Source organism: Asticcacaulis sp., from assembly GCF_047605585.1.
Lineage (GTDB): Bacteria > Pseudomonadota > Alphaproteobacteria > Caulobacterales > Caulobacteraceae > Asticcacaulis.
Genome location: NZ_JASGFK010000001.1, coordinates 362,465 through 383,772, shown reverse-complemented (window position 1 = coordinate 383,772; position 21,308 = coordinate 362,465). Strand labels below are relative to the sequence as shown.

General features: G+C 60.8%; 16 protein-coding genes. 9 read left to right on the top strand and 7 right to left on the bottom strand.

Annotated features, from left to right (window positions below; translation table 11 throughout):
• The first annotated feature begins 15 nt into the window (after nt 1-15).
• The 7 genes from QM647_RS01770 (at nt 16) to QM647_RS01740 (ending at nt 13,235) form a co-directional block, all read left to right on the top strand.
• A complete protein-coding gene (locus tag QM647_RS01770) occupies nt 16-2,634 on the top strand; it encodes a glycoside hydrolase family 3 protein (RefSeq protein ID WP_414993748.1) in 2,619 nt (872 codons plus the stop codon).
• Nucleotides 2,635-2,807: 173 nt separating this feature from the next.
• The gene (locus QM647_RS01765) at nt 2,808-4,412 is read left to right on the top strand and encodes a sodium:solute symporter family transporter (RefSeq protein WP_414993747.1); all 1,605 of its coding nucleotides are present in this window, start codon (nt 2,808-2,810) and stop codon (nt 4,410-4,412) included.
• A gap of 127 nt (nt 4,413-4,539) precedes the next feature.
• Nucleotides 4,540-6,135 (top strand): carboxylesterase/lipase family protein, encoded by a 1,596-nt coding sequence (locus QM647_RS01760; protein ID WP_414993746.1) that lies wholly within the window; start codon nt 4,540-4,542, stop codon nt 6,133-6,135.
• 210 nt (nt 6,136-6,345) lie between these two features.
• A complete protein-coding gene (locus QM647_RS01755) occupies nt 6,346-8,577 on the top strand; it encodes a TonB-dependent receptor domain-containing protein (protein ID WP_414993745.1) in 2,232 nt (743 codons plus the stop codon).
• Nucleotides 8,578-8,666: 89 nt separating this feature from the next.
• A complete protein-coding gene (locus QM647_RS01750) occupies nt 8,667-9,677 on the top strand; it encodes an alpha/beta hydrolase (RefSeq protein WP_414993744.1) in 1,011 nt (336 codons plus the stop codon).
• A gap of 134 nt (nt 9,678-9,811) precedes the next feature.
• Entirely contained in the window at nt 9,812-12,052 is a 2,241-nt protein-coding gene (locus QM647_RS01745; RefSeq protein WP_414993743.1) for an alpha/beta hydrolase family protein, read from the top strand.
• A 67-nt stretch (nt 12,053-12,119) separates the two neighbouring features.
• On the top strand, nt 12,120-13,235 hold the full coding sequence (locus QM647_RS01740; protein ID WP_414993742.1) for a M14-type cytosolic carboxypeptidase: 1,116 nt from the start codon (nt 12,120-12,122) through the stop codon (nt 13,233-13,235).
• On the opposite strand, the gene QM647_RS01735 is transcribed toward QM647_RS01740, so the two are convergent.
• From QM647_RS01735 to QM647_RS01710, 6 genes are all read right to left on the bottom strand, one after another.
• Nucleotides 13,232-13,759 carry a hypothetical protein gene (locus tag QM647_RS01735; RefSeq protein ID WP_414993741.1) on the bottom strand — a complete coding sequence of 176 codons (528 nt, stop codon included), beginning with the start codon at nt 13,757-13,759 and terminating at the stop codon, nt 13,232-13,234. The two genes, QM647_RS01740 and QM647_RS01735, sit on opposite strands and share 4 nt — an antisense overlap.
• An 8-nt stretch (nt 13,760-13,767) precedes the next feature.
• Nucleotides 13,768-14,502 (bottom strand): C39 family peptidase, encoded by a 735-nt coding sequence (locus QM647_RS01730; RefSeq protein ID WP_414993740.1) that lies wholly within the window; start codon nt 14,500-14,502, stop codon nt 13,768-13,770.
• 35 nt (nt 14,503-14,537) lie between these two features.
• Complete coding sequence (locus tag QM647_RS01725; RefSeq protein ID WP_414993739.1) at nt 14,538-14,930, bottom strand: hypothetical protein; 393 nt, start codon at nt 14,928-14,930, stop codon at nt 14,538-14,540.
• A 107-nt stretch (nt 14,931-15,037) separates the two neighbouring features.
• Nucleotides 15,038-15,955, bottom strand: a complete 918-nt coding sequence (locus QM647_RS01720; protein ID WP_414993738.1) for a hypothetical protein — start codon at nt 15,953-15,955, stop codon at nt 15,038-15,040.
• Nucleotides 15,956-16,169: 214 nt separating this feature from the next.
• Nucleotides 16,170-17,597, bottom strand: coding sequence for a coiled-coil domain-containing protein (locus tag QM647_RS01715; protein ID WP_414993737.1), 1,428 nt, complete (start codon nt 17,595-17,597; stop codon nt 16,170-16,172).
• A gap of 73 nt (nt 17,598-17,670) precedes the next feature.
• Nucleotides 17,671-18,429, bottom strand: coding sequence for a sigma-70 family RNA polymerase sigma factor (locus QM647_RS01710; RefSeq protein ID WP_414993736.1), 759 nt, complete (start codon nt 18,427-18,429; stop codon nt 17,671-17,673).
• Between the two features lie 1,013 nt (nt 18,430-19,442).
• Between QM647_RS01710 and QM647_RS01705 the strand changes: the two genes are divergently transcribed.
• Nucleotides 19,443-19,610, top strand: coding sequence for a hypothetical protein (locus tag QM647_RS01705; protein WP_414993735.1), 168 nt, complete (start codon nt 19,443-19,445; stop codon nt 19,608-19,610).
• A 136-nt stretch (nt 19,611-19,746) separates the two neighbouring features.
• A complete protein-coding gene (locus tag QM647_RS01700; RefSeq protein WP_414993734.1) occupies nt 19,747-20,049 on the top strand; it encodes a hypothetical protein in 303 nt (100 codons plus the stop codon).
• On the opposite strand, the gene QM647_RS01695 is transcribed toward QM647_RS01700, so the two are convergent.
• Nucleotides 20,033-21,280: a hypothetical protein gene (locus tag QM647_RS01695; RefSeq protein ID WP_414993733.1), complete on the bottom strand. Its 1,248-nt coding sequence runs from the start codon at nt 21,278-21,280 to the stop codon at nt 20,033-20,035. The genes QM647_RS01700 and QM647_RS01695 overlap by 17 nt on opposite strands.
• Between the last annotated feature and the right edge of the window lie 28 nt (nt 21,281-21,308).

The window sequence follows — 21,308 nt, the reverse complement described above, 5'->3', positions numbered from 1 at the left end:
CGACTAAGGAGCACCATGTTACAGAAATCATCCAAGCCGGTTCTTATGCTGGGCGCTGCGCTCGGCGTGCTGTGCGTTCTCGGTTTCAGCCTGCCGGAAGCGGCGGAAGCCAAGGCCAAGGCGGCCGCGCATAAGTCGGTCAAGAAAAAAACAACGGTAAAAAAGGCTGTGGCCAAAAAAGCGGTCGCCCCCGCCGTTATTGCTGTTGATCCGGCGTGGCAGAAACTGGCGCCGGTGGGTCTGGTCGATCCGGCCACCGAGGCGAAGATCACCGAGATCATGAGCCAGATGACGCTGGAAGAGAAGGTCGGGCAGACCATCCAGGCCGATATCAACTTCATCAAGCCGGAAGACCTCAAGACCTATCCGCTGGGCTCCATCCTGGCCGGCGGTAATTCCTCGCCGGGCGGCAATGAGCGCGCTACGCCGGACCAGTGGCTGAAACTGGCCGATGACTACTGGCGCGCCGCCGCCGAGCGTCCGACCAAGGCGCCGATCCCGCTGCTGTTCGGCATCGATGCGGTGCACGGCCATTCCAATCTCGTCGGCGCCACCATCTTCCCGCACAATGTCGGCCTGGGCGCTATGCACGATCCCGATCTGATCGAGAAGATCGGCGCCGCCACCGCCGCCGAAATGGCCGCGGCGGGCGTGGACTGGACCTTCGCCCCGACCGTGGCCGTGGCGCGCGACAAGCGCTGGGGCCGCGCCTATGAGAGCTATTCGGAAAACCCGGCCGATGTCGCCGCCTATTCCGGCCGCATGGTCGATGGCCTGCAGGGGGTGCGCGGCGGCATGGACGGCATCAAGCCGGGCCATATCATGTCCACCGCCAAGCATTTCCTTGGTGATGGCGGTACGCAGGACGGCAAGGACCAGGGCGATGCCGAGATGAGCGAGGCCGATCTGGCGCGCATCCATGGCGCCGGTTATCCGCCGGCGATTCAGGCCGGCACCCTGTCGGTCATGATCTCCTTCTCGTCATGGAACGGTCAGAAGATGGCCGGCAACAAGCGTTTGATCACCGGTGCGCTCAAGCAGCGCATGCACTTCGATGGCTTTACCGTCACCGACTGGAACGCCCATCGTCAGCTGGCCAGCTGCGCCAAGGACGATTGCCCGGAGGCGATGAATGCCGGTGTCGATATGTTCATGGCGCCGGATTCGTGGAAGCCGATGTATGAGAACACGCTGGCCGATGTGAAGGCCGGCACCATTCCGATGTCGCGCCTCGATGACGCCGTGCGCCGCATCCTGCGCGCCAAGATCAAGGGCGGGCTGTTCACCCTGGGCGCGCCGCTCGACCGGCCGCTTTCGGGCAAGTGGGATCAGCTCGGCTCGCCCGATCACCGCGCCATCGCCCGTCAGGCGGTGCGCGAATCCCTGGTGCTGATCAAGAACGAAAACCACACCCTGCCACTCGATCCGGGCGCGCGTATTCTCGTCACCGGGTCTGGCGCCAACGATATCGGCAAGCAGGCCGGCGGCTGGACCATCACCTGGCAGGGCACCGGCAATACCCGCGCCGACTTCCCCAATGGCGAGTCGATCTATGAAGGCATTGCCGCGGCGGTCAAGCAGGCCGGCGGCACGGCCACGCTCAGCGACAACGGCTTCTACAAGGAAAAGCCGGATGTGGCCGTGGTGGTGATCGGCGAAGATCCGTACGCCGAATTCCAGGGCGACCGCACCAATCTCGATTACCAGACCGGTGACCGCACCGATCTGGAGATGATCCACAAGCTGAAATCGGCCGGGATCAAGGTGGTCACCGTCTTCCTGTCGGGCCGGCCGCTGTGGACCAATCCGGAAATCAATGCCTCCGACGCCTTTGTCGAGGCCTGGCTGCCGGGCACCGAAGGCGGCGGCATCGCCGATGTCATCATCGGCGATCTCAACCGCCAGCCGCGTTATGATTTCAAAGGCAAGCTGACCTTCTCGTGGCCGAAATACGCCAATCAGGGGCCGCTCAATGTCGGCACCGCCGGCTATGATCCTTTGTTCGCCTATGGCTACGGCCTGACCTATAATGATATCGGCGATGTGCCGCAGCTGTCGGAAGATTCCGGCCTGCGCGATGTGGCTGTGGTCAATGTCGATACCTATTTCGCCAGCGGCCGCATCAAGAAGCCGTGGACACTCAGCCTGATCGAAGGTTCTGGCGCCAATCCGGGCGACCTGACCAGCTTCGGCAGTCCGAACGGCGTGGTGACGCAGTCGGTGGTCGATGCCGATAACAAGCAGGAAGGCGGGCGTTCGCTGGTCTTCAGCGGGCAGGGCACGGGCGAGGCGGCGATCACCGGCGATGCCGTCGATCTCAGCCGTCAGACCACAGGCAAGATGACGGTGGGGATTACCTATCGCCTAGATGCCCCTGTAGCCGGCCCGGTCCTGATGGGCATGGGCGCCGATCTGGCTTCGGAAAAGAAGATCGACATCTCGCAGGCCCTGACCGCGCCGGTTGGCCAGTGGAAGACGCTGAAGATCACGCTCGACTGCTTCGTGGCCGCCGGTCTCGATCCGTCGAAGGTGGGCGTGCCGTTCTCCCTGACCTCGGACAAGCCCCTGTCGATCAGCTATTCGCGCATCAGCCTGGCATCGGATGAAGGCGACGCCACCTGTCCGGCGAAGTGATTTGCGATTCGCCCTCTCCGTTTACGGGGAGGGCGAATGAGAACAGAGCGGCGAATCCAATCGCCGCCGTTTCACCTGTTGGGATTTCGCCATTGATTCAGCCGTCAAGCTGTGTCAATTGTATGATAATATAAACCAAGAGCGTTACCAAAGACGCGCTCAAGAGGGGAAACATGCCTGATTTAGCTCAGTATTTGCCGGCGGCGAATTTTCTGAAAAGTCTCGATATCTGGATCGTGCTTTTCTACGCCGTCTCCATCTTCATCCTGGCCCAGGTGGTCTCGCGCCGCAAATCGACCGAGGAAGTTTCGTCGAAAGGCTACTTCCTGGCCGGTAACACCCTGCCGTGGTGGGCCATCGGTGCCTCGCTGATCGCCGCCAATATCTCCGCCGAACAGATCATAGGCATGTCGGGTTCCGGCTACCGCATCGGCCTGGCCATCGCCTCCTATGAATGGATGGCGGCCATTACCCTGATCATCGTCGGCAAGTTCTTCCTGCCGGTCTTCCTGAAGAACGGCGTCATGACCATGCCGGGCTTCCTGCAGCAGCGTTTCGGACCGTCGGTGAAGTACCTGATGGCCATTTTCTGGCTGATCCTCTACGTCTTCGTCAACCTGACCTCGATCCTGTGGCTGGGCGGCACGGCGGTGACCACCGTGACCGGCCTCGATCCGGTGACCGTGCTGATCGCACTCGGCGTCTTCGCCCTGCTGTACCAGATTTCCGGCGGCCTCAAGGCTGTGGCTCTGACCGATATCGTGCAGGTCACCCTGCTGGTCATCGGCGGTCTGATCATCGCCGGTCTGACGCTGTCGAAGATCGGCGGCGAACAGTCGCTGAATGGCTTCATGAGCGGTTTTGCCACTCTGAAAGATCAGTTCCCCGAACACTTCCATATGATCCTCGATAAGTCCTCGCCCTTCTACAAGGACCTGCCGGGCATCGCTGTGCTCGTTGGCGGCATGTGGATCATGAACATCTCCTACTGGGGCTTCAACCAGTACATCATCCAGCGGGCCCTGGCCGCCAAGTCGCTGCCGGAAGCGCAGAAGGGCATCGCCTTCGCCGCCTATCTGAAGCTGCTGATGCCGCTGATCGTCGTCGTGCCCGGCATGGCCGCCCTGATCCTGTCGCCGCAATTGTCGGTGGCTGACCACGCCTATCCGGAAATGATGAAGCTGCTGCCGACCGGCCTGCTCGGCCTCGTCTTCGTGGCCCTGACTTTCGCGGTCATTTCCTCGACCGCTTCCAAGATCAACTCGATCGCCACCATCTTCACCATCGATATCGTCCAGCCACTCAAGCCGGAACTGACGGATAAGTCGCTGGTCACGGTCGGTCGTGTGGCTTCGGTGATCGCCGTCATTATCGCTATCGCCGTGGCGCAGCCGCTGCTCGGCAAGACAGATCAGGCCTTCCAGTTCATCCAGAACTTCACCGGCTATTTCACGCCGGGCATCGTGGTTATCTTCGCGCTGGGCATGTTCTGGAAGCGTTGCTCGACGGCGGGCGCCTTCGCGGCCATTCTGGGCGGCGTGCTGATTTCGGCCGTATGGTCCTATCTCCAGCCCGACTATCCGTTCATGAACCGCGTCGGTTGGGTGTTCGTGGCGACCACCATCGTCTGCGTGCTGGTGTCGCTGATCGTGCCGAATAGGAAGGAAGTCTCGACACTTTCGCTGGAAGGCGTCAGCTTCAAGACGACGCCGGTTTTCAATGTGCTGGCGGCAGGCGTGATCGTCATTCTGATCGCGCTCTATACCCTCTTTTGGTAGGCGCATAGAGACCATCAAAATCGGGCGGCGAGGGGGAGACCTTCGCCGCCTTTTTTGTTGCCCGATGACAGATTGACCGTGTCGCTTTTGCGGGCGTAAGCTACCGCCAAAATCAAGGGAGGCTTTCATGGTATCTGGCATGGCATTTGGCATGGTATCTGGTGCGCGTCATCTGTGGGCAAGCGTTGCGGCTCTGGCGGTCATGTCTGCCTTTCCGGCCTGTGCGCAGGCGCCGGTCAAGACCGCCAGCGGGCCGGTGTCGGGCGTCACCGCTGAGGGCGTTGAAAGCTTCAAGGGCATTCCGTTTGCCGCGCCGCCGGTGGGGGAACTGCGCTGGCGCGCGCCGCAAGCCGCGGCGAAATGGACGGCGACCTTCAAGGCGGATCACTATGGCCATGACTGCATGCAGGAACCGTTCGGTGGCGATGCCGCGCCTCTTGGTACTTCCCCTTCGGAAGACTGTCTGGTGCTCAATGTCTGGCGGCCCGCCAATGCCCATGGCAAGCTGCCGGTGATCGTGTGGATCTATGGCGGCGGCTTCGTCAATGGCGGTTCGTCGCCGGCGGTCTATGACGGTTCGGCCTTCGCGAAGAAGGGCGTCATCATGGTCAGCTTCAATTACCGGCTGGGGCGCTTCGGCTTCTTCGGTCATCCGGCCCTGACCGCTGCTGATGCCGATCATGGTCTGCTCGGCAATTACGGCTATATGGACCAGATCGCGGCGCTGAAATGGGTGCAGGCCAATATAGCGGCCTTCGGCGGCGATCCGGCCAATGTCACCATTTTCGGTGAATCGGCCGGTGGCGGCAGCGTCCATATGCTGATGACCTCACCGCTCACCAAGGGGCTGTTCGCCAAAGCCATTGTGCAATCCGGCGGCGGGCGCGGCAATCTGATGGGCGAGCGCCGGTTGCATGAAGACCTGCCGAACCTGCCGTCGTCGGAAAGTCTCGGCGTGGCTTTGGCGAAGAAGAACGGTATCGAGGGCACGGACGCCGCCGCACTTGCGCGTTTGCGCGCCCTGCCGGCGGTGGCGATCGTCGATAAGCTCAACCTGGCCAATATGAGCTCGGATACCTATGGCGGGCCGATGGTGGATGGCCGGATCGTGGCCGAAGACCCGCAGGCGGCCTATCTTTCCGGCCATTACAACAAGGTGCCGCTGATGATCGGCGCCAATACGGCCGATATCGGTTTCAATTTCGCGCCCACCAAGGAGGCGGCTTTCGCGCCCTTCGGCAGTCATATCGAAGAGGCCAAGGCGGCCTATGACCCGATGGGCAATTTCCCGGTCGAGGTGGTGCGCTATTTCATGGGCATGGATCAGATGATGATCGAGCCGGCGCGTTTCGTGGCGTCCGCCCTGGCGACACAAGGGGTGCCGACCTATGAATATCGCTATGGCTATGTGGCGGACTCGATGAAGGCGGAGTGGAAGACCGGCACACCGCATGCCACTGAAATTCCCTATGTCATGGATACGGTGAAGGCCAAATATGGCGACAAGCTGACGGCGGCGGACGCGAAGATCGCCGACCAGACCAACAGCTACTGGGCCAATTTCGCCAAAAATGGCAATCCGAATGGCGCGGGCCTGCCGGCATGGCCGCAATATGATCCGAAGGTCGATGTGCTGATGAGCTTCTCGGCGGAAGGCGTGCCAGTGGCCCAGCCAGACCCGTGGAAAGCCCGGCTGGATGTGACGGCGGCCGTGGCAAAATGATGCCGGATGATACCGGAACTGTTCAGGTTCGGTTCACAAACACGCCGATATAGAGGCCGCAATGCAACAGGTTTGAACGCCGTTATAATGCCGTGAATGGCCCGCGACGGATTGTCAGACCTTTTGCGTTACAGACACACCTCCGCCTGCTCATGGCCGTTTTCATGGCCGTGACGGATGGAATGGGGAAACCTTTTTTCAGGCAGCATGATGCGTTCCAACAGACTGACCACCACGGGCCTCAAGGGCCTGATCCTTTTCGGCTGCGTCGCCGGCGCGCAGGTAGCGCTGCCAGCTATGGCGCAGGATACGGCCGCCCCGGCACCGCAAACCACGCCGGCGCCGGCAACCGATACAACGGCAAAGACAGACGATACGCCCCAGACCATCGTAGTCGAGGGCAAGAAGGCGCAGAACAAGATCGACCGCCAGGTCTATGATAACACCAAGGATATCGACAGCCAGACCGGCACAGCGTCGGACGCGCTGAACAAGGTGCCGTCGGTCAATGTCGATCCGACCGGCAATATCACCCTGCGCGGCAATTCCAATGTGCAGGTCTATGTCGATGGCAAGCCGTCGGTGATGATGCAGGGCGATAATCGCGCCGGCGCGCTGCAATCCATGTCGTCCGGCGATATCGACTCGATCGAGGTGATGACCAATCCCGGCGCGCAGTTCTCCTCCGATGGCTCCGGCGGCATCATCAACCTGGTGATGAAGAAGAACCGCAAGCCGGGCACCAGTGGCTCGTTCAATGCCAATGTCGGTGACGGCCGCTACAATGCCTCGCTCAGCGGGGCGCGCAACACCGGCAAATATACCCTGACCGGCGGGATCAATATCCGCCACGACGATCGCCCCAACCGTACCGGTTCGGTCTCGCAAAACCTGGTCAGCGACACCACGACCGAGCAGTCGGGCAATGCCGAAGGCAAGATGGACAATGTCTCCGCCAATGTCGGGCTGGATTACAATCTCGGTGAAAAGGATACGCTGGGCACCCAGGTCGCCTATTCGCGCCGCGAAATGGACAGCAACAGCCAGGAAAACTACGCGACCTATAATGCCGATGGCGCCCTGCTGAACGGCTATCAGCGCACGTCCAAGAGCACCGGCCCGCGCGACGATTTCAGCTTTGACGTCAACTGGAACCACATCGGTGCCCTGACCGGTGAAAGCCTGAAGGTCGACTGGCGCCTGGGCCGTTCGACCGGCAATACGACGACCGACGCCACCAACACCTATACCGATGGCAGCGTCTCTCCGGAAACGCGCAAGTCGCAGAGCGATTTCCACAACAGCGTCTTCAGCGTCGACTATGTGCGTCCGTTCGGCGAAGCGCAGATGACGACCGGTCTTCAGATCACCAGCGACGACAACAGCTTCAACAACACGGCCACGGGCGACAATGCGGCGGGCCTGACCAGCGCCTTTGCCTACAAACAGACGATCAGCGCCGGTTATGTGACCTGGCAGATGCCGCTTGGAGAAAAGTGGACGATTCAGGGGGGCGTGCGCGCCGAAAACCTGGACCTTGATACCGACGAGCTGACCACCGATACGACCGGCCATATCGACTATACCAAGTTCAGCCCCAGCGCCTTTGCCGCCTATGATCTGGGCACGGGCAAGAAGCTGCGTTTCTCCTATTCGCACCGCCTGCAGCGGCCGAATCCGCAGGATCTGAACCCCTACCAGACCTATCAGGACCCGCAGAACGTGACGGCCGGTAACCCGAACCTGAAGCCGGCCGAAACCGACTCGTTCGAGGTCGGCTACGAGGTCAGTGCCGGCCAGACCAGCTACCAGATCCGTGGCTACTACCGCCAGACCGAAGACGCCATCACCAGCTACAGCTATTATCTGCCGCAGGACGATCCGTCAGATACCCTGGTCCTTCTGACGACCAAGCAGAACGCCGGCGAGAACAAGGCCGGCGGCCTGGAAGGCAATTACAGCGGCAAGATTGGCCAGAAGCTCTCGGTCAATATCAATGGCAACCTGGCCTATAACCGCCTGAGCACGCCGAGCACCGGCGAGCAGGAGGCAACCACGCTTAGCGGCCGTGTGAGTTTCGATTATACCATCAGCCCCAAGGACCGCTTCCAGATCAGCTATTTCGGTCGCGGCAAGCAGCTGACCGGCCAGGGCTATACCGGTCCGTTCGGCATGGGCAACATGTCCTATCGTCACCAGTATACGCCGAAGGCGGCGCTGGTCGTCACGGTGCAGGATCCCTTCCGAACGGCGAAATTCCGCACGGTAGTCGATACCGATACGGTGCATAGCGAATCTTCCCGCGCCATGCAGGGACAGGTCTTCATGATCGGCCTGAGCTATACCCTGGGCGGCGCCAGTGGCAACAAGGATGGCGAGCGCAAGTGGGATGGTCAGCGCGGTCCCGGCGGCTGGGGTGGCCCCGGCGGCGGCCCGATGTAGGAAACGGAAGGGCAGGGCGAAAGTCCTGCCCTTTTTCTTTGCCTAATGGGCGTGCTTTGATAAAGTAATACAAAATCGGGAGAAAACACATGGATATGCTGCGCCGTTCGCTTTTGCTGTCACCTCTGGCCCTGAGTGCCGGCGCCGTTATGGCGCAGACTCCGGCCCCGGTGCCGGGTGCGGCCAAGACCGTTGCCGGCTGGCCCGAACCGGTGGGCACGATTGACCTATGGCCGAAGGGTGCGCCCGGCCAGAAGCACAAGGACATGCAGGAGCTGGTCGAAGAGACCATGACCGATCCGGCCAGCAAGCTGCGCCGTGTGCAGGGTATTTCCAGGCCACGTATCGCGGTCTTCCCGGCGGCCAATCCGAACGGCGCGGCCATGCTGATCATTCCTGGCGGTGGATTTTCCTGGAACTATTTCGACCATGAAGGCTACCAGCTGGCCGATTTCTTCAACAGGCAGGGTGTCAGCTGCTTTGTGCTGTTCTATCGGCTGGCCAATGATGGCTGGGACAATGCCGCCGATGTCGCCACCGTCGATGCCCAGCGCGCCATGCGCCTGATCCGGCAGAACGCGGCGCAATACGGCATCGATCCGGCGCGAGTGGGCGTTGCCGGTTTCAGCGCTGGCGGTTTCGTGACCGCTTCGCTGGCCACGCGCCATGCTCAAGCGCTCTATGCCCCGGTCGATGCCGCCGACACGCTCGATGCCCGGCCCTTCATCGCCGCGCCGATCTATCCGGTGATCTCGTTCGATCCCGCCATCGCCTATAGTGAAACCACGTCCTCGCTCTTCGGCGCGCCGGCCACGGCGGAACAGACCGCCCGCTATGCGCCGGACCATAATGTCGACGCCCACACCCCGCCGGTCTTCCTGGTCCAGGCCGAGGACGACACGGTGGTGCCGGTCGCCAATTCCATCGTGATGCGCGACGCCCTGAAGGCAAAGGGCATTCCGGTCGAGATGCATCTGTTCGCCGCCGGCGGCCATGGCTTCGGCATGAAGCCGGACCTGAACATGCCCTATCATATCTGGCCGCAGCTGCTGGCCAATTTTGCCCGCAGCCAGGGCCTGATGGGCCCAGGGGTAGGCTAAGCGCTTGCGTTCGAACCCAATTCGCGGTCTATTGGCGGGTACAAGAGCGGCTTAGCCGCCGGAACGAGAAGACACTCAGGGGGCTTGTCATGGGATTGTGGACATCCGGCCGATTTATAGTAGGCGCCAGTCTTTTGGCGCTGAGTTGCGCATCGGGAGCTTTTGCGGCTGACGAGCCAACCCAGATCGTGGTGCGCGGCACAGCGCGCCCGCGTCCTGTCGATGCGCCGCCGCCGCTGGATATCTTCGTCAAGCCGCCACGCATCGAGCAGGTGGCCCTGTCGCCGGACGGCGCGCAGGTCGCGTTTGTGACCTGGCTGGAAGGCTATCATGTGCTGGTTACCTACCGGGTGGCGGACAAAACCAAGCGCATTGTCAAGCTTGAGCCGGGCAATATCTCGGCCATTTCCTGGGCGGACCAGGACCATGTGCTGATATCGACCACAGTCACTGGTTTGCGCGGCACCTGCGGCGGCGGGCCGACCCAGAAGCAGGCAGATTCCTCCAGTCTGAGCGGGGCAAACGCTTCGCAGAGCAATAGCATGCCGGCGCCCCGACAGGACAGCCCGGCGAGCAATTCAGCCGACAACAGCGCCATGCTCAGCCTGCTGAATTCGATCAGCACGCCGGGCTGCGTCTATTATGGCGTGCGGGCGCAGACCTCCGTGACTTCGGTGAATGTCTCCGAACGCGCCGGAGTCGGCCTCGGCGTTCGGATGAGCGAGTACAACAATCTGGCCCTGGGTACGCCTGATCCGGTCGTGGCGGATGGCAAGGTGGAGCTGGTCGGCCCCTATCTCGAATTGCGCGCCGAATCGATGAGCGGCCAGCCGACCAAGCGCGTCTATCTGTGGCGCAGCGATCCGGAAACCGGACAGGGGAAACTGATCAATGACGGCGGCGGTGATCTCGATCGCGAAAACCGCTATGTCGATGACTGGCTGATCGACAAACAGGGCCAGATCGTCGCCCGTTCGGTCTACAGCTTCCGCAACGAGATGTTCAGCATCGAGCGCAAGGTCGACGGCAAATGGAAGCCGGTCCTGACGCGCAAGATCGTAACGCGGGATGGCACCTTCGCGCCGTTCATGGCCGGCCTCGGGCGGGATGGTCAGTCCATCGTGATTTTCGATGCGGAAACCGGCAGCAAGGCCCAGGGCGCCGACCGCCGATTCCATTATTATGAACTGTCGCCGGAGGGCCGTCTCTCCGCGCCGCTGGAACCGGACGACGCCACGCGGGACCGGCCGATCTTTCATCCCGAAACCGGTTATCTGGCGGGCTTTGTCCAGACCGGTGAGGCGCCGGATTACAAACTCGGCGATTCTGTTCTTGGCCGGCTTTACGGGCAGGCGCAGGATGCCGCTCCGGGCCAGGCGGTCAAGGTGGTTTCCACGGCGCGCGATCCGCGGCGCATGGTCATTTTCGCGCAAGGGGGGGAAGAGCCGGGCGCCTATTATTTCGTCGATTTCGCCACCGGCGAGAGCCATGAGATCGGCGATATCCACCCGGAAGTTCCCTCTGAATGGGTCGCCTCGCAGAAGGTGGTTACCTACAAGGCCGAAGACGGACTGGAGATCAGCGCGCTGATCACCCTGCCGCCCAAGCCGGAACCGAAGCGCCTGCCGCTGATCGTCCTGCCGCACGATGGCCCGCAGGCGCATGACAGCCGTGGCTTCGACTGGCTGGCCCAGACCCTGGCCTCGCGTGGCTATCTGGTGCTGCAGCCCAATTATCGCGGTTCCGATGGCGCGGGCCGGGCCTTCATGGAGGCAGGTCGCAACCAGTGGGGGCGCCTGATGCAATCCGATCTGGCCGATGGGGTAAGCTATCTGGTATCCGAAGGTCTGGCCGATCCGTCACGCGTCTGTATCGTGGGCGCCGGCTATGGCGGCTATGCGGCGCTGAAGGGCGCCGAGGCCGATAATATCTATCGCTGTGCTGCGTCTATCGACGGCATATCGGACGTCAGGGACTATGTCGACTGGGCGAAGGCGCGCCGGCCGCTGCCGGACCCCGATCAGATCGCCAGTCTGACCGCCGATCCGGAATGGCCGCGCGCCTTCGCCCCCGATCCTGGCTCGGTCTCGATTGTTACCGGCTATCTCGGCGACTCGGCAGGCTGGCCGGCCCTGTCACCGATCAACCGTGTCGGCGATATCCGCGCGCCTGTTCTGCTGGTCCACCAGACCGCAGACAGCGCCGTACCGCTGCGCCAGAGTAAGGCCTTGCGTGATGCGCTGCAGAAGGCCGGCAAGGCGGTGACCTATGTCGAACTGCCGGGCAATGATCATGGCCTGACGACGGAAGCCGCCAAACGCTCGACGGCGCAGGCGGTGCTCGATTTCCTGAAGGTCTATAACCCGGCAGAGTGAAAAGTGATGGGCAGGCGAGGGGGAAATCGGCTAGACACACCGGCAACAGTCTGATCCGGAGCGCCCCATGTCCATCACCATCACGGCCGATTTCGACGGCGGCAATATCGAGGTCCTGAGCGGTCAAGGCGGCGCCTGGGATCTGGCGATCCGGCCGGATCATAATTCGCACTATTACCAGTGGTTCTATTTCCGCGTCGATGGCGCGGCGGGGGTGGACCTGACCCTGCGACTGACCAATGCTGGTGGTTCGGCCTACACCGGCGGCTGGGAAAACTATCGTGCTCGCGTCAGCACCGACAATGCCGACTGGCTGTGCGCCGATACGTCATACGAAAACGGCGTCCTGACCATCCGGCACAGGACGGACGCCGATACCCTGTGGTTCGCCTATTTCGCGCCCTTCGACAGCCAGCGCCACCGGGCATTTGTCGCGCAGGTCAAGACCCTGCCGGGCATGGCGCACCGGGTGCTTGGCCAGACGCTCGATGGCCGCGATCTCGACCTGTTCACCCTGGGTGACGGACCGGCGAAGGTCTGGCTCTATGCCCGTCAGCATCCCGGTGAGACCATGGCCGAATGGTGGATGGAGGGCGCCATCGCCTTCCTGCCCGGCAGCGATCCGGCGGCGCAGCACCTGCGCCAGGCGGCGACTTTTTACATTGTGCTGAACATGAACCCGGATGGCAGCGCGCGCGGTCATCTGCGCACCAATGCCGCCGGTGTCGATCTCAACCGCGAATGGGGCGGCCCGACCATGGAACGCAGTCCGGAGATTGTTTATGTGCTCGATGCCATGCAGAAAAGCGGTGTCGATTTCGCCATCGATGTTCATGGCGATGAGGCGATCCCGCACGTCTTCATGGCCGGTTTCGAGGGCACGCCGTCATGGAGCGAAGCGCGGGCAGCGCTTTATCAATCCTATCTCGATCGCCTGATGGCGCGCACCGCCGATTTCCAGACGACGTACGGCTACGATATTCCGGGGCCTGGCGCGGCCAACCTGGCCATCTCGACCAATGCGGTGGCCGAGCGTTTCACCGCCATCGCCATGACGCTGGAAATGCCGTTCAAGGATCATGACGATGCGCCGGAACCCGTGCGGGCCTGGTCACCCGATCGTTCGCGCAAGCTGGGCGAAACCTGCCTGCTGGCTCTGGCGGATATCGTGGAGGCTCTCTAATGGCTGGCGTTTGCCAGGGCGCGTGATACCGAGTCCTGCAGGTTCATTTCCAGTTTCTGCTGGCTGTAATCCTTCTGCAACTGCTGCAATTGCGGGATGTCGAGGCTGATGACCGTGTTTTGGGTAATGTCGCGATTGTCGGCGGTATTCAGTACAATACTGCCGATATTGCCATTGCTTAAACTATGCAGGACGACCGTGCCGCCATTGTCACCCGGTATATAGGCGCCCGAGGCCGAGGGATCGACCGTGATGCCGGAAGTGCCGGTCCCGGTGATCGCCCCGCCGGTGGTGGTTTCCACCGGGCCCTTGTCGGTCCAGGTCAGCTGTGATTGCAGGGCGACCTGGCCATCGACATAGGTGGTGACGACGGCGCCGAAGTTGAAATCTATGCCGGTGGGGGTGCGCAGGCCGCCCACCTGTTCGCGCAGCTCATCGGTCGTCAACGGCGCAAATTCATCCTCTGCCAGGGCCGGCAGGGCGAACAGGGCGACGGTGAAGCTGATAAGAGCGGCTTTGAACATGACGGTACTCAGGGCGTGCTCGGTGAGTTGACGTCGATCATGGTGGTTATCTGATAGATCGGCGGCAATTCGCGGGTAAAGCTGGAGAGGGAATCGTTGCTCATGGGCTGGCCAAGCGGCGCCAGGGCGAAGGGGCTCCATTCCTCATCGCGGTTATAAGGGACATTAACGCCCTTCGAGGCGTGGATGGCGAAGATGACGCCATTCCATATTTTGGAGAATTCGGCATTGGTGTAGGTGCGCAGGCCGCCGGCGGGATCGCCGATTAGCACCTTGCCATTGCGCGCGCCCTTGACGACGACGAAATGGCGATAGGCGCCGGCGGTGACGACCGCTATGGCGGGCCGGTTGATCTTGACCAGCTGGTCGAAGGTCAGCTTGTAGCCATCGGCTTCGAAGCCGCGCGAGGCGAGATAGGTCTTGATGTCGAGCAGGGAGAAGCCAACTTTTTGAATCTTGGCCTGGTCGCCCCTGGCGTACATGGCCTTGAACACCTCAGCCTCGGTGACAGGCATGTTGTAGTGATAGTGCAGCAGGGTGGCCAGAGCCGCGGAGCCGCAGCTGTAATCATATTGCTGGCGCACGACGGTGCGGAAAGGGATGTCCTTCATGCTGGTGACTGGCACGGCGAACATCATGCCGCCGTCGCTCAGCATGGCCTGGGCATGGAGCTGCGGCGCGCTGACAAGCGCGGCGGCCAGGCTGAGGGCAAGGGCAAGACTGAGATCGGTGGCGTGTTTCATGGATATTACTAGGGGAGATATTACTGGGGGAGATATTACTGGGAAAGGGGGGCGCCGGTAATGGTGACGCTGATCGTGCCCTGCAGGTTGTTGTTATTGCCGGTGTTGTTGACGAAATTGCCGATGCCGCTGAAACCGGTCAGGGCATTGCCGGTGAAGTTGATATCGCCATTCTGCACCGTGTCGGCATTGATGGTGTTGCCGCTGTTGGTGGCATTCACGTTCTGGTTGGTGACGACATTGGTGGTGGAACCTTCGGCGCTGATGCCATCCAGTTCCTCAAGAGCCAGCGGCGCCGGTTCCTGTGTATCAGGCGCAGCCGGCGCCGGAGGGAGAGGCACTTCCTGAGCGAATGCCGGTGCGGAAAAGGCAATCAGGGCGAATGAGCTTATCGTCAGGCAGCGCAGGCTCGGATGTATCGAAAACATGACGCATACACTTTCTGAAAGGCCGTTTTGGCGGAAGGGCCATGTTGAGAACGAAGGAGGAGAGGCCGGGCGTGTCAGGCACGCCCGGCCGTCACAGCAACGGAGGGTTATTGGCCGCCCGTGAAGCTGATATCGGCATTGGCCGATACAGCCGTCGCGGCCTGGTTGACCGAGCCTATGCCGGTGTTCGAGCTGGCGGTCTGCACGCCGGCGAAATTGGCATAGGAGCCGCCGCGGGCAACGATATCGCCCGTGCTCAGATCGCCGTCCTGGTCATCATCGGCAGCGCTGAGGCTGACGCTGGAGCCGGTAACATTGGCCGACAGATCCTGGTTCGTCAGACTGATGTAGGCGGTAGTGGTGTTGCCGGAGTTGGAGCTGTCCGTATTGCCGGAATCTGAGTTGTCCGTGTTGTAAGAACCCAGCGTATTTCCGGAATTGGAATTATCGGTGTTGTAAGAGCCGAGCGTGGCGACATTGCCGGAATCGGTCGTATTGGTCGAGTTATCGGAATTGTCGGTGTTGTTGGTTGTGTTGTTGGTATTGTTGGTGGCGGTGTTGCCGGAGTCCGTAACGGCCAGCGAGGCATTGTTGGTCGAGTTATCGTTGTTCTGGTTGGAGTTGGAGGAGTTTCCAGAATCCGTCACGCCGAGAGTCGTGTTGGTATTGATTGAGCTGTTGTTGTTCGAGTCCGCCGTATTGGTCGAGTGGTTCGAATTGTTCGAATTATTCGAATTATCGGTGTTGGTGGTGGTATTTGTGGCGCTATTGCCGGAATCGGCGACCGATACGCCCAGGCTGTTGGTCGAGTTGTCGTTGTTCTGGTTGGAGTTGGCGCTGTTACCGGAATCGGTGGTGTTGGTGCTGCCGACATTGTTGAGCGAGTTGTCATTGTAGGCGTTGAGCGTGCCGGTCGAGCCGTCGTCGGCCTCGTTGTGGATTTGTGCGGACGCAACGCCGGCCATCATCAGGCCAAGGGCAACGGCGGATGCGGACGCGAACAACTTGATGCTTTTGCTGGTCATTTTAGTGAACCTCGAATTCATGAATTCTGAAGGACCGTCCTTCAGTTAGATAAATCGAGATCCCGGGGAAAGGTTCCCTCAGAAAAGCGGTATGTCCGAATTTATTTTTTCGTTGCAAAGCAATAAGATAGTTAACGAAAGATTAAATATCCAGAATGCGCAGTGCGCGGGCGTGGCGCTGCTGAAACAGGCGTCCGGAACACTAAAATGCCGGTCAGAAGCTCATCGGCGTGGCGACCACCATGCGCATGTCCGGCGCGTCGCTGGTGACGCCGAATTCGAAATTGTTGGTCAGGGTCATGCGGTCGTTGATGCGATAGGACCAGCCCATGAGCAGGGAGCCGACCTGCAGGCTGCTGGACTGCTGATGGGTGCCGCCGATTTCGGTCTTCGTCGGGAAAATGAAACTATGGCTGTAGCCGAAGGAGACAGAGAAGCGCGGATTGAGCGCCAGGCCGAAGCCCAGGCTGGCGCCGATGGAATCGCCGGGATCGACGCGCCCGACCATGGCGCCGCCAATCTCCTTGTTGATGTCGCGCGGGACATTGTGCAGATAGCTCAGGCTGGCGAAGATGACGGCCGGGTCGGTGGGGTAAAGCATGGTGATGCCGCCCTCGATCGCCCAGAAGCCGGAGCCGGTGGACAGGCTGGTGGCGACGCCGAACTCGTCATAACCGACATCGTAGGGGCCCAGACCTGTCGGTGGTTTCACGCGGGCATTGGCCACGAAGATTGCGCGGCCGGGGCGCACATCATTGATCTGGTAGCGTGCGGAAAACTCGACATCGCCGATCTGCTGCCCATCCAGATCGGTGGTGCGCGTCGTGGTTTCGTCGCGCTGAGCCAGGGTGGTGACGCGGTCGTGGCGATAGACGTAGGGGATACGCGCCTCGACCTCCAGCCGGCTGGTCAATCCATAACGCATTGCCACGGTACCCACGGCCGAATCGCGGTCGGCGTCATTGGCCTCAATCACACCGAGCTGGATGCCTGGTACGATCTCGACGCCACGAAAGACCAGCCGGTTCGAGCTGGAACGCACATAGTCGAGCGAGGGTGTGAAGACGAAGCGTCCTTTCGGTGTCAGTACGCCGACATGCTCGGGCAGGGCAGCGACCTCCTCGACCTTTTTGGGGGGCGGGGCGGCCCCGACCGGCTGTTGCGGCAGGGGATCGGGCTTCATCGGCTCGACCTGGGCGATGGTCATGGTGCCAGACGAGCTGCCGGACGAGCTGCCGGGCGCGCTGCCCGCGGAGGTGCCCGACAGACTGCCATCGCTTGAAGGGGAAGCGGAATTGGTTGTGGCGTCGGTTGAAGAGGAAGCGGTGGTGTCTGCGGACGGCGACAGGGAGGCATAAGGCACGGCAGTATCGGTCGCGTCGCTGCGACCAGCCCGGATATCGGCCAGCAGGCCATCGCGTTCCGCACGCAGTTTCTCGATTTCTGTTTGCTGGGCCGCCAGGGCCTTTTGCTGCTCGGCAAGGCGCTGTTCCTGCCGGGACAGGCGGTTGTCCTGCGCCTTGAGTGTCTCCTCGATGCTTGTCAGGCGGGAGTCAGCCCCCAGGCCGTTAGGGGGGGCGGCCATGTTGCGTGTGGCAATGGCGGGCTCGGCGGCAAATGCCGGCGCGCTGATCAGGGCCATCAGGCTGCTGCCTGCGATCAAGATCTGTTTAACTGTCAGAGACGACTGGGTCCGCCGGACGGCACGCATACGGTTATTCCTCGGTACTTTGCAGGCTGGGCTTTAGCAGATACGTCTTCTGAAGGCTGGGCTGACGGGCCTGTTCACGAAACGGGGCAGGGGGTGCGGCTGAACGGGAGGGCGTACGCCGGTCCGCCGGCAGGTCAGTATTGCCGATCAGGCTGGCCAGCTTTTCTCGTGCCCGGTTGACGCGACTTTTCAACGTGCCGACCGGGCAATTGGCCAGCAGGGCGGCTTCCTCGTAGGACCAGCCCGAGGCACCGATCAGCACCAGGGCGGCGCGGGCGTCCGGCGGCAAGCGATCGAGGGCGCTCAGCATGTCGGCATAGTGGATGTGCCATTCCTGAGACGGCGCCACGGCCTGCTGGGCCGCCCAACGGCCTTCGACATCCTCAACCGTATCGCGCTGCCGGGCGAGGGATTGATACAGGCAGTTCTGCATGATCTTACGCAGCCACGCCTGAAGGTTGCTGCCCTCGCGGAAACTGTGGCGATAGCGCCAGGCGCGCGTCAGGGTTTCCTGGACCAGGTCATCGGCTTCATTGCGCGAACCCGCGCGCGTGGCAGCATGGGCGCGCAGTGCCGGAATCAGGGCAATGACGGCTTCGCGGAAGGTGTCCGTTAGCGGTTCTGGCCGTGATTTCCCATCTGGAATTGAATGGGGCGGGCTGACCGGCGATCCTGGTGTCGCCGGTTGCGGGATGTTCGATTCCAGCGTCAGCTCAGCACTCTGATCGCCGATATGGCTCCAGCTGTCTGCATCGACTCTCATCGTGTTTCTTTCCCGCGAATTCCGCTTGTAGTGTTATGAACACACTCATCCGGCGGTCGGACAGAGTGCTTGTCTGGCTGGCATTTATTACAGAGACCGGACGATTTTTTTCTTAATTATCGTCACGGCTTTACTAAGGTAAGGAGATAAATCTTACTGATAAATTTTAACAGTTACGCGACCACAGGATTTACAAATACAGGTTGGGTATCATCCGTGACATAAAAAAGCCGCAGGTGGGCCCAGAGCGTTAATAAAGATTTAATCGTGTATAACGCGGTTTCAAGTTTTTTAAAAGCACTTTTATTTCGGAAATTCAACTAAATGGGGAATTTTAACGAACATCGCAACGGGATTATATTGCAGGCATGTAATTGATGCTGGTTGTGCAGGCCGTGCCAAATGCGAAGGGCTTAAGTGCATTTTTTATGAAAATTAAAAATTATGAGACACTATTTAAAATAAAATACTCATAAAAATGAAAATTATTTTCCTTATTTTTAAATAAAAATCAAAAATTTCATGTAATTTTGCAGAGATTTTTCGATCTTATGCTGATTAATGCATACAGTCAGACCTGTGGCCGGATTTTCGTATGTGATCTGTATTGCCGCCCTATCCCGATGCCAGCGAGAGTCTTACGGCTTTATTCAGGTAGGCAAGGGCGAGGTCCGGCGCGGGATTGTGCTGCGTGTTTTCCGCTCTGCCAACCAGGCCAGAATAGCGTCCGGCCCGCGCAGGTTCATGGTGTAGGGAGGTTAAATCCGTTTGAGTGGAGAGGCATCGAGCTACCGCCTCCACCATTTAAGGGCACAAAGCAGAGGGCGTTTGTCCATGCGCCGGAAAAGCGAGTTACACACGGCAATGTGATCGAAATCATTCCCAGGGCCTGGATGCGAAGGGCTATCCGTCGGACGTTTCGACTTACGCAGGCCTTATGGCCGTGTTCGGCAGGCAACTCGGAATCCTTATATCCGATGCGTTATTCTCCACGCTTCACGCAGGAGGCTTACATGGCCAGTACCCCGACATCCCACCCGCCTTCGGGCGGCACGCCGGCATTGGACCGCGACCGCAACACCGTGGCTATTCCGCGGCCGGCCAATGAACTCGACGGGCAGTCGGCTTTCCGCGGGCGCGTCAGGGAAGAGCCTGACGAGGACCCGCAAAAAGCAGGCTGAGCCTGTGATTGTGACGGGCTGTCGATTTTAAACCTATTTTCCGGCGGCAATTCCGCATTGGTTTCTGATCGGGAAATCAGGCACCTTGTCTCATAATGAAACAGGGAGGTAGCCTTGAAAGGGTTATCAGGACATCATGTCACAACATTCAGCCTGCTCCAGCCACAGCCAGGTGGAGCGTGGGACGACGCTGACGATACGCAGCGGCGCTCTGCATCGCAATGATACGCTTGATCTCGAAATGCCGGAGGGCCGGACCGTGCGGGCGGTGATCGAACGTTTCGAGCCGGAGGGTCTTTATATTCACCTCAATGGCATGCAGTTAAAATGCCGGCCGTGGCGTATGGGCGATGCCAATGCCTGTCGTCTGTCGGGCACGGTCTCCAAATGGACGGTCGAGCAGATTGTCGCGGATGTCGAACCTACAGGTGCCATTTGAGCGAAACCTGCACCTGGGTTTGGGCCTGATGCGGTGACAGGCTTTGCGTGGCGCGGGCCGGCCGGTCGCTGATGACATGCAGGCCCTCGAGATTCATGTCGAGATGATCGCTGAGCGGTTTCATCCAGGCGGCAGTGAGGGCGTAGCCCGTTTCGTCATTGTCATCGACGGCGCGGCGCGAGAAGTCTTTGGTGGCGAACCAGTCGAAACGGCCGGTAAGGCGGCTGTTGTTTTCATAGCGGTGCGACAACAGCAGGTAGGTCGATTCAAAGCCGACATCGATCACGCGGTGGCCCTGGCCAACCGGCCAGCCGGTGCGAGTCAGGCCGGTCATGTACTGGCTGAGCAACTCATTTCGATGGCTAACCTGCCAGGCGGCGCCTAAATTGTAGAAGCGTGTCGCCCAGCCCCACTGACCGTTGCGCACGGTCATCGGGTCGCCCTGATTGTCGTAAAATTCCATATTGAAGGCCATGGCGGCGGGCGGTCGCCAGTCAAGGCGTGCATAATAGCCGAGCCGCCCGTCGATCTCGACCATGGGCTTCGAGACCGGCGCCTGGTGATCGTGGAAGGTCTGGTACCAGCCCTGGTCTTCGCCTTCTGGCAGTTGCAGTTCGGTATTCTCAGTCGATGACATGTCGTGCAGCGCCCAGCCGCGCCAACTTAGGAGCGTGCCGGCTGTATCGTCACGCGAGAAGCCGGCCAGGGTCAGGCCCAGCCTGTGGCCGGCGAAGGTCTGCTGCACACTGGCTTCCAGCCCGCGCACCAGCACCTCCTCACCGATCCAGCTGTTGATGGCCGAGGGAGTCAGGGTGCGTGTCGTGGTCCATCCCGTGCCGTCGTGTTCCATCGAGACCGGCGGGAACATCTGGCCGGCGCGCAAGGCGAAACGGAAACCGGACTTCGGCACGGGGCGCCATTGCATATAGGCTTCTTCGACACCCACGGGGACTTCGGCATCCGAAAGCCCCTGAAGCAGGACATAGCCGGACAAGGTATCGGTCAGGTGGGGCTGCCACAGAATGGCGGCCTGGGCGATATCGGCGGCGGTCTCATCGCCATGCCGCAGTTTGCCGAAGCCGCCATCGAGCCAGCTTTTCTCACCATCGGTCTGGCTGAGGCGCAGGTCGAGCCAGGCCGTGTAGGTGCCGCTGTCGAACAGCTGGGTTTCCGCATGAGCGGTTGACGCATGAGTTAGGGCCGCCAGACCGGCGGTCATCAGGGCAGACATGAAACCTCCCCGGATTATCCCCATCAGG

Coding starts and splice junctions, on each gene's coding strand:
- QM647_RS01710 (WP_414993736.1), bottom strand. CDS start 18,429: ATGAGAGTCGATGCAGACAGCTGGAGCCATATCGGCGATCAGAGTGCT.
- QM647_RS01720 (WP_414993738.1), bottom strand. CDS start 15,955: ATGACCAGCAAAAGCATCAAGTTGTTCGCGTCCGCATCCGCCGTTGCC.
- QM647_RS01735 (WP_414993741.1), bottom strand. CDS start 13,759: ATGTTCAAAGCCGCTCTTATCAGCTTCACCGTCGCCCTGTTCGCCCTG.
- QM647_RS01750 (WP_414993744.1), top strand. CDS start 8,667: ATGGATATGCTGCGCCGTTCGCTTTTGCTGTCACCTCTGGCCCTGAGT.
- QM647_RS01695 (WP_414993733.1), bottom strand. CDS start 21,280: ATGTCTGCCCTGATGACCGCCGGTCTGGCGGCCCTAACTCATGCGTCA.
- QM647_RS01725 (WP_414993739.1), bottom strand. CDS start 14,930: ATGTTTTCGATACATCCGAGCCTGCGCTGCCTGACGATAAGCTCATTC.
- QM647_RS01760 (WP_414993746.1), top strand. CDS start 4,540: ATGGTATCTGGCATGGCATTTGGCATGGTATCTGGTGCGCGTCATCTG.
- QM647_RS01715 (WP_414993737.1), bottom strand. CDS start 17,597: ATGGCCCTGATCAGCGCGCCGGCATTTGCCGCCGAGCCCGCCATTGCC.
- QM647_RS01765 (WP_414993747.1), top strand. CDS start 2,808: ATGCCTGATTTAGCTCAGTATTTGCCGGCGGCGAATTTTCTGAAAAGT.
- QM647_RS01740 (WP_414993742.1), top strand. CDS start 12,120: ATGTCCATCACCATCACGGCCGATTTCGACGGCGGCAATATCGAGGTC.
- QM647_RS01705 (WP_414993735.1), top strand. CDS start 19,443: ATGGCCAGTACCCCGACATCCCACCCGCCTTCGGGCGGCACGCCGGCA.
- QM647_RS01730 (WP_414993740.1), bottom strand. CDS start 14,502: ATGAAACACGCCACCGATCTCAGTCTTGCCCTTGCCCTCAGCCTGGCC.
- QM647_RS01700 (WP_414993734.1), top strand. CDS start 19,747: ATGTCACAACATTCAGCCTGCTCCAGCCACAGCCAGGTGGAGCGTGGG.
- QM647_RS01770 (WP_414993748.1), top strand. CDS start 16: ATGTTACAGAAATCATCCAAGCCGGTTCTTATGCTGGGCGCTGCGCTC.
- QM647_RS01755 (WP_414993745.1), top strand. CDS start 6,346: ATGCGTTCCAACAGACTGACCACCACGGGCCTCAAGGGCCTGATCCTT.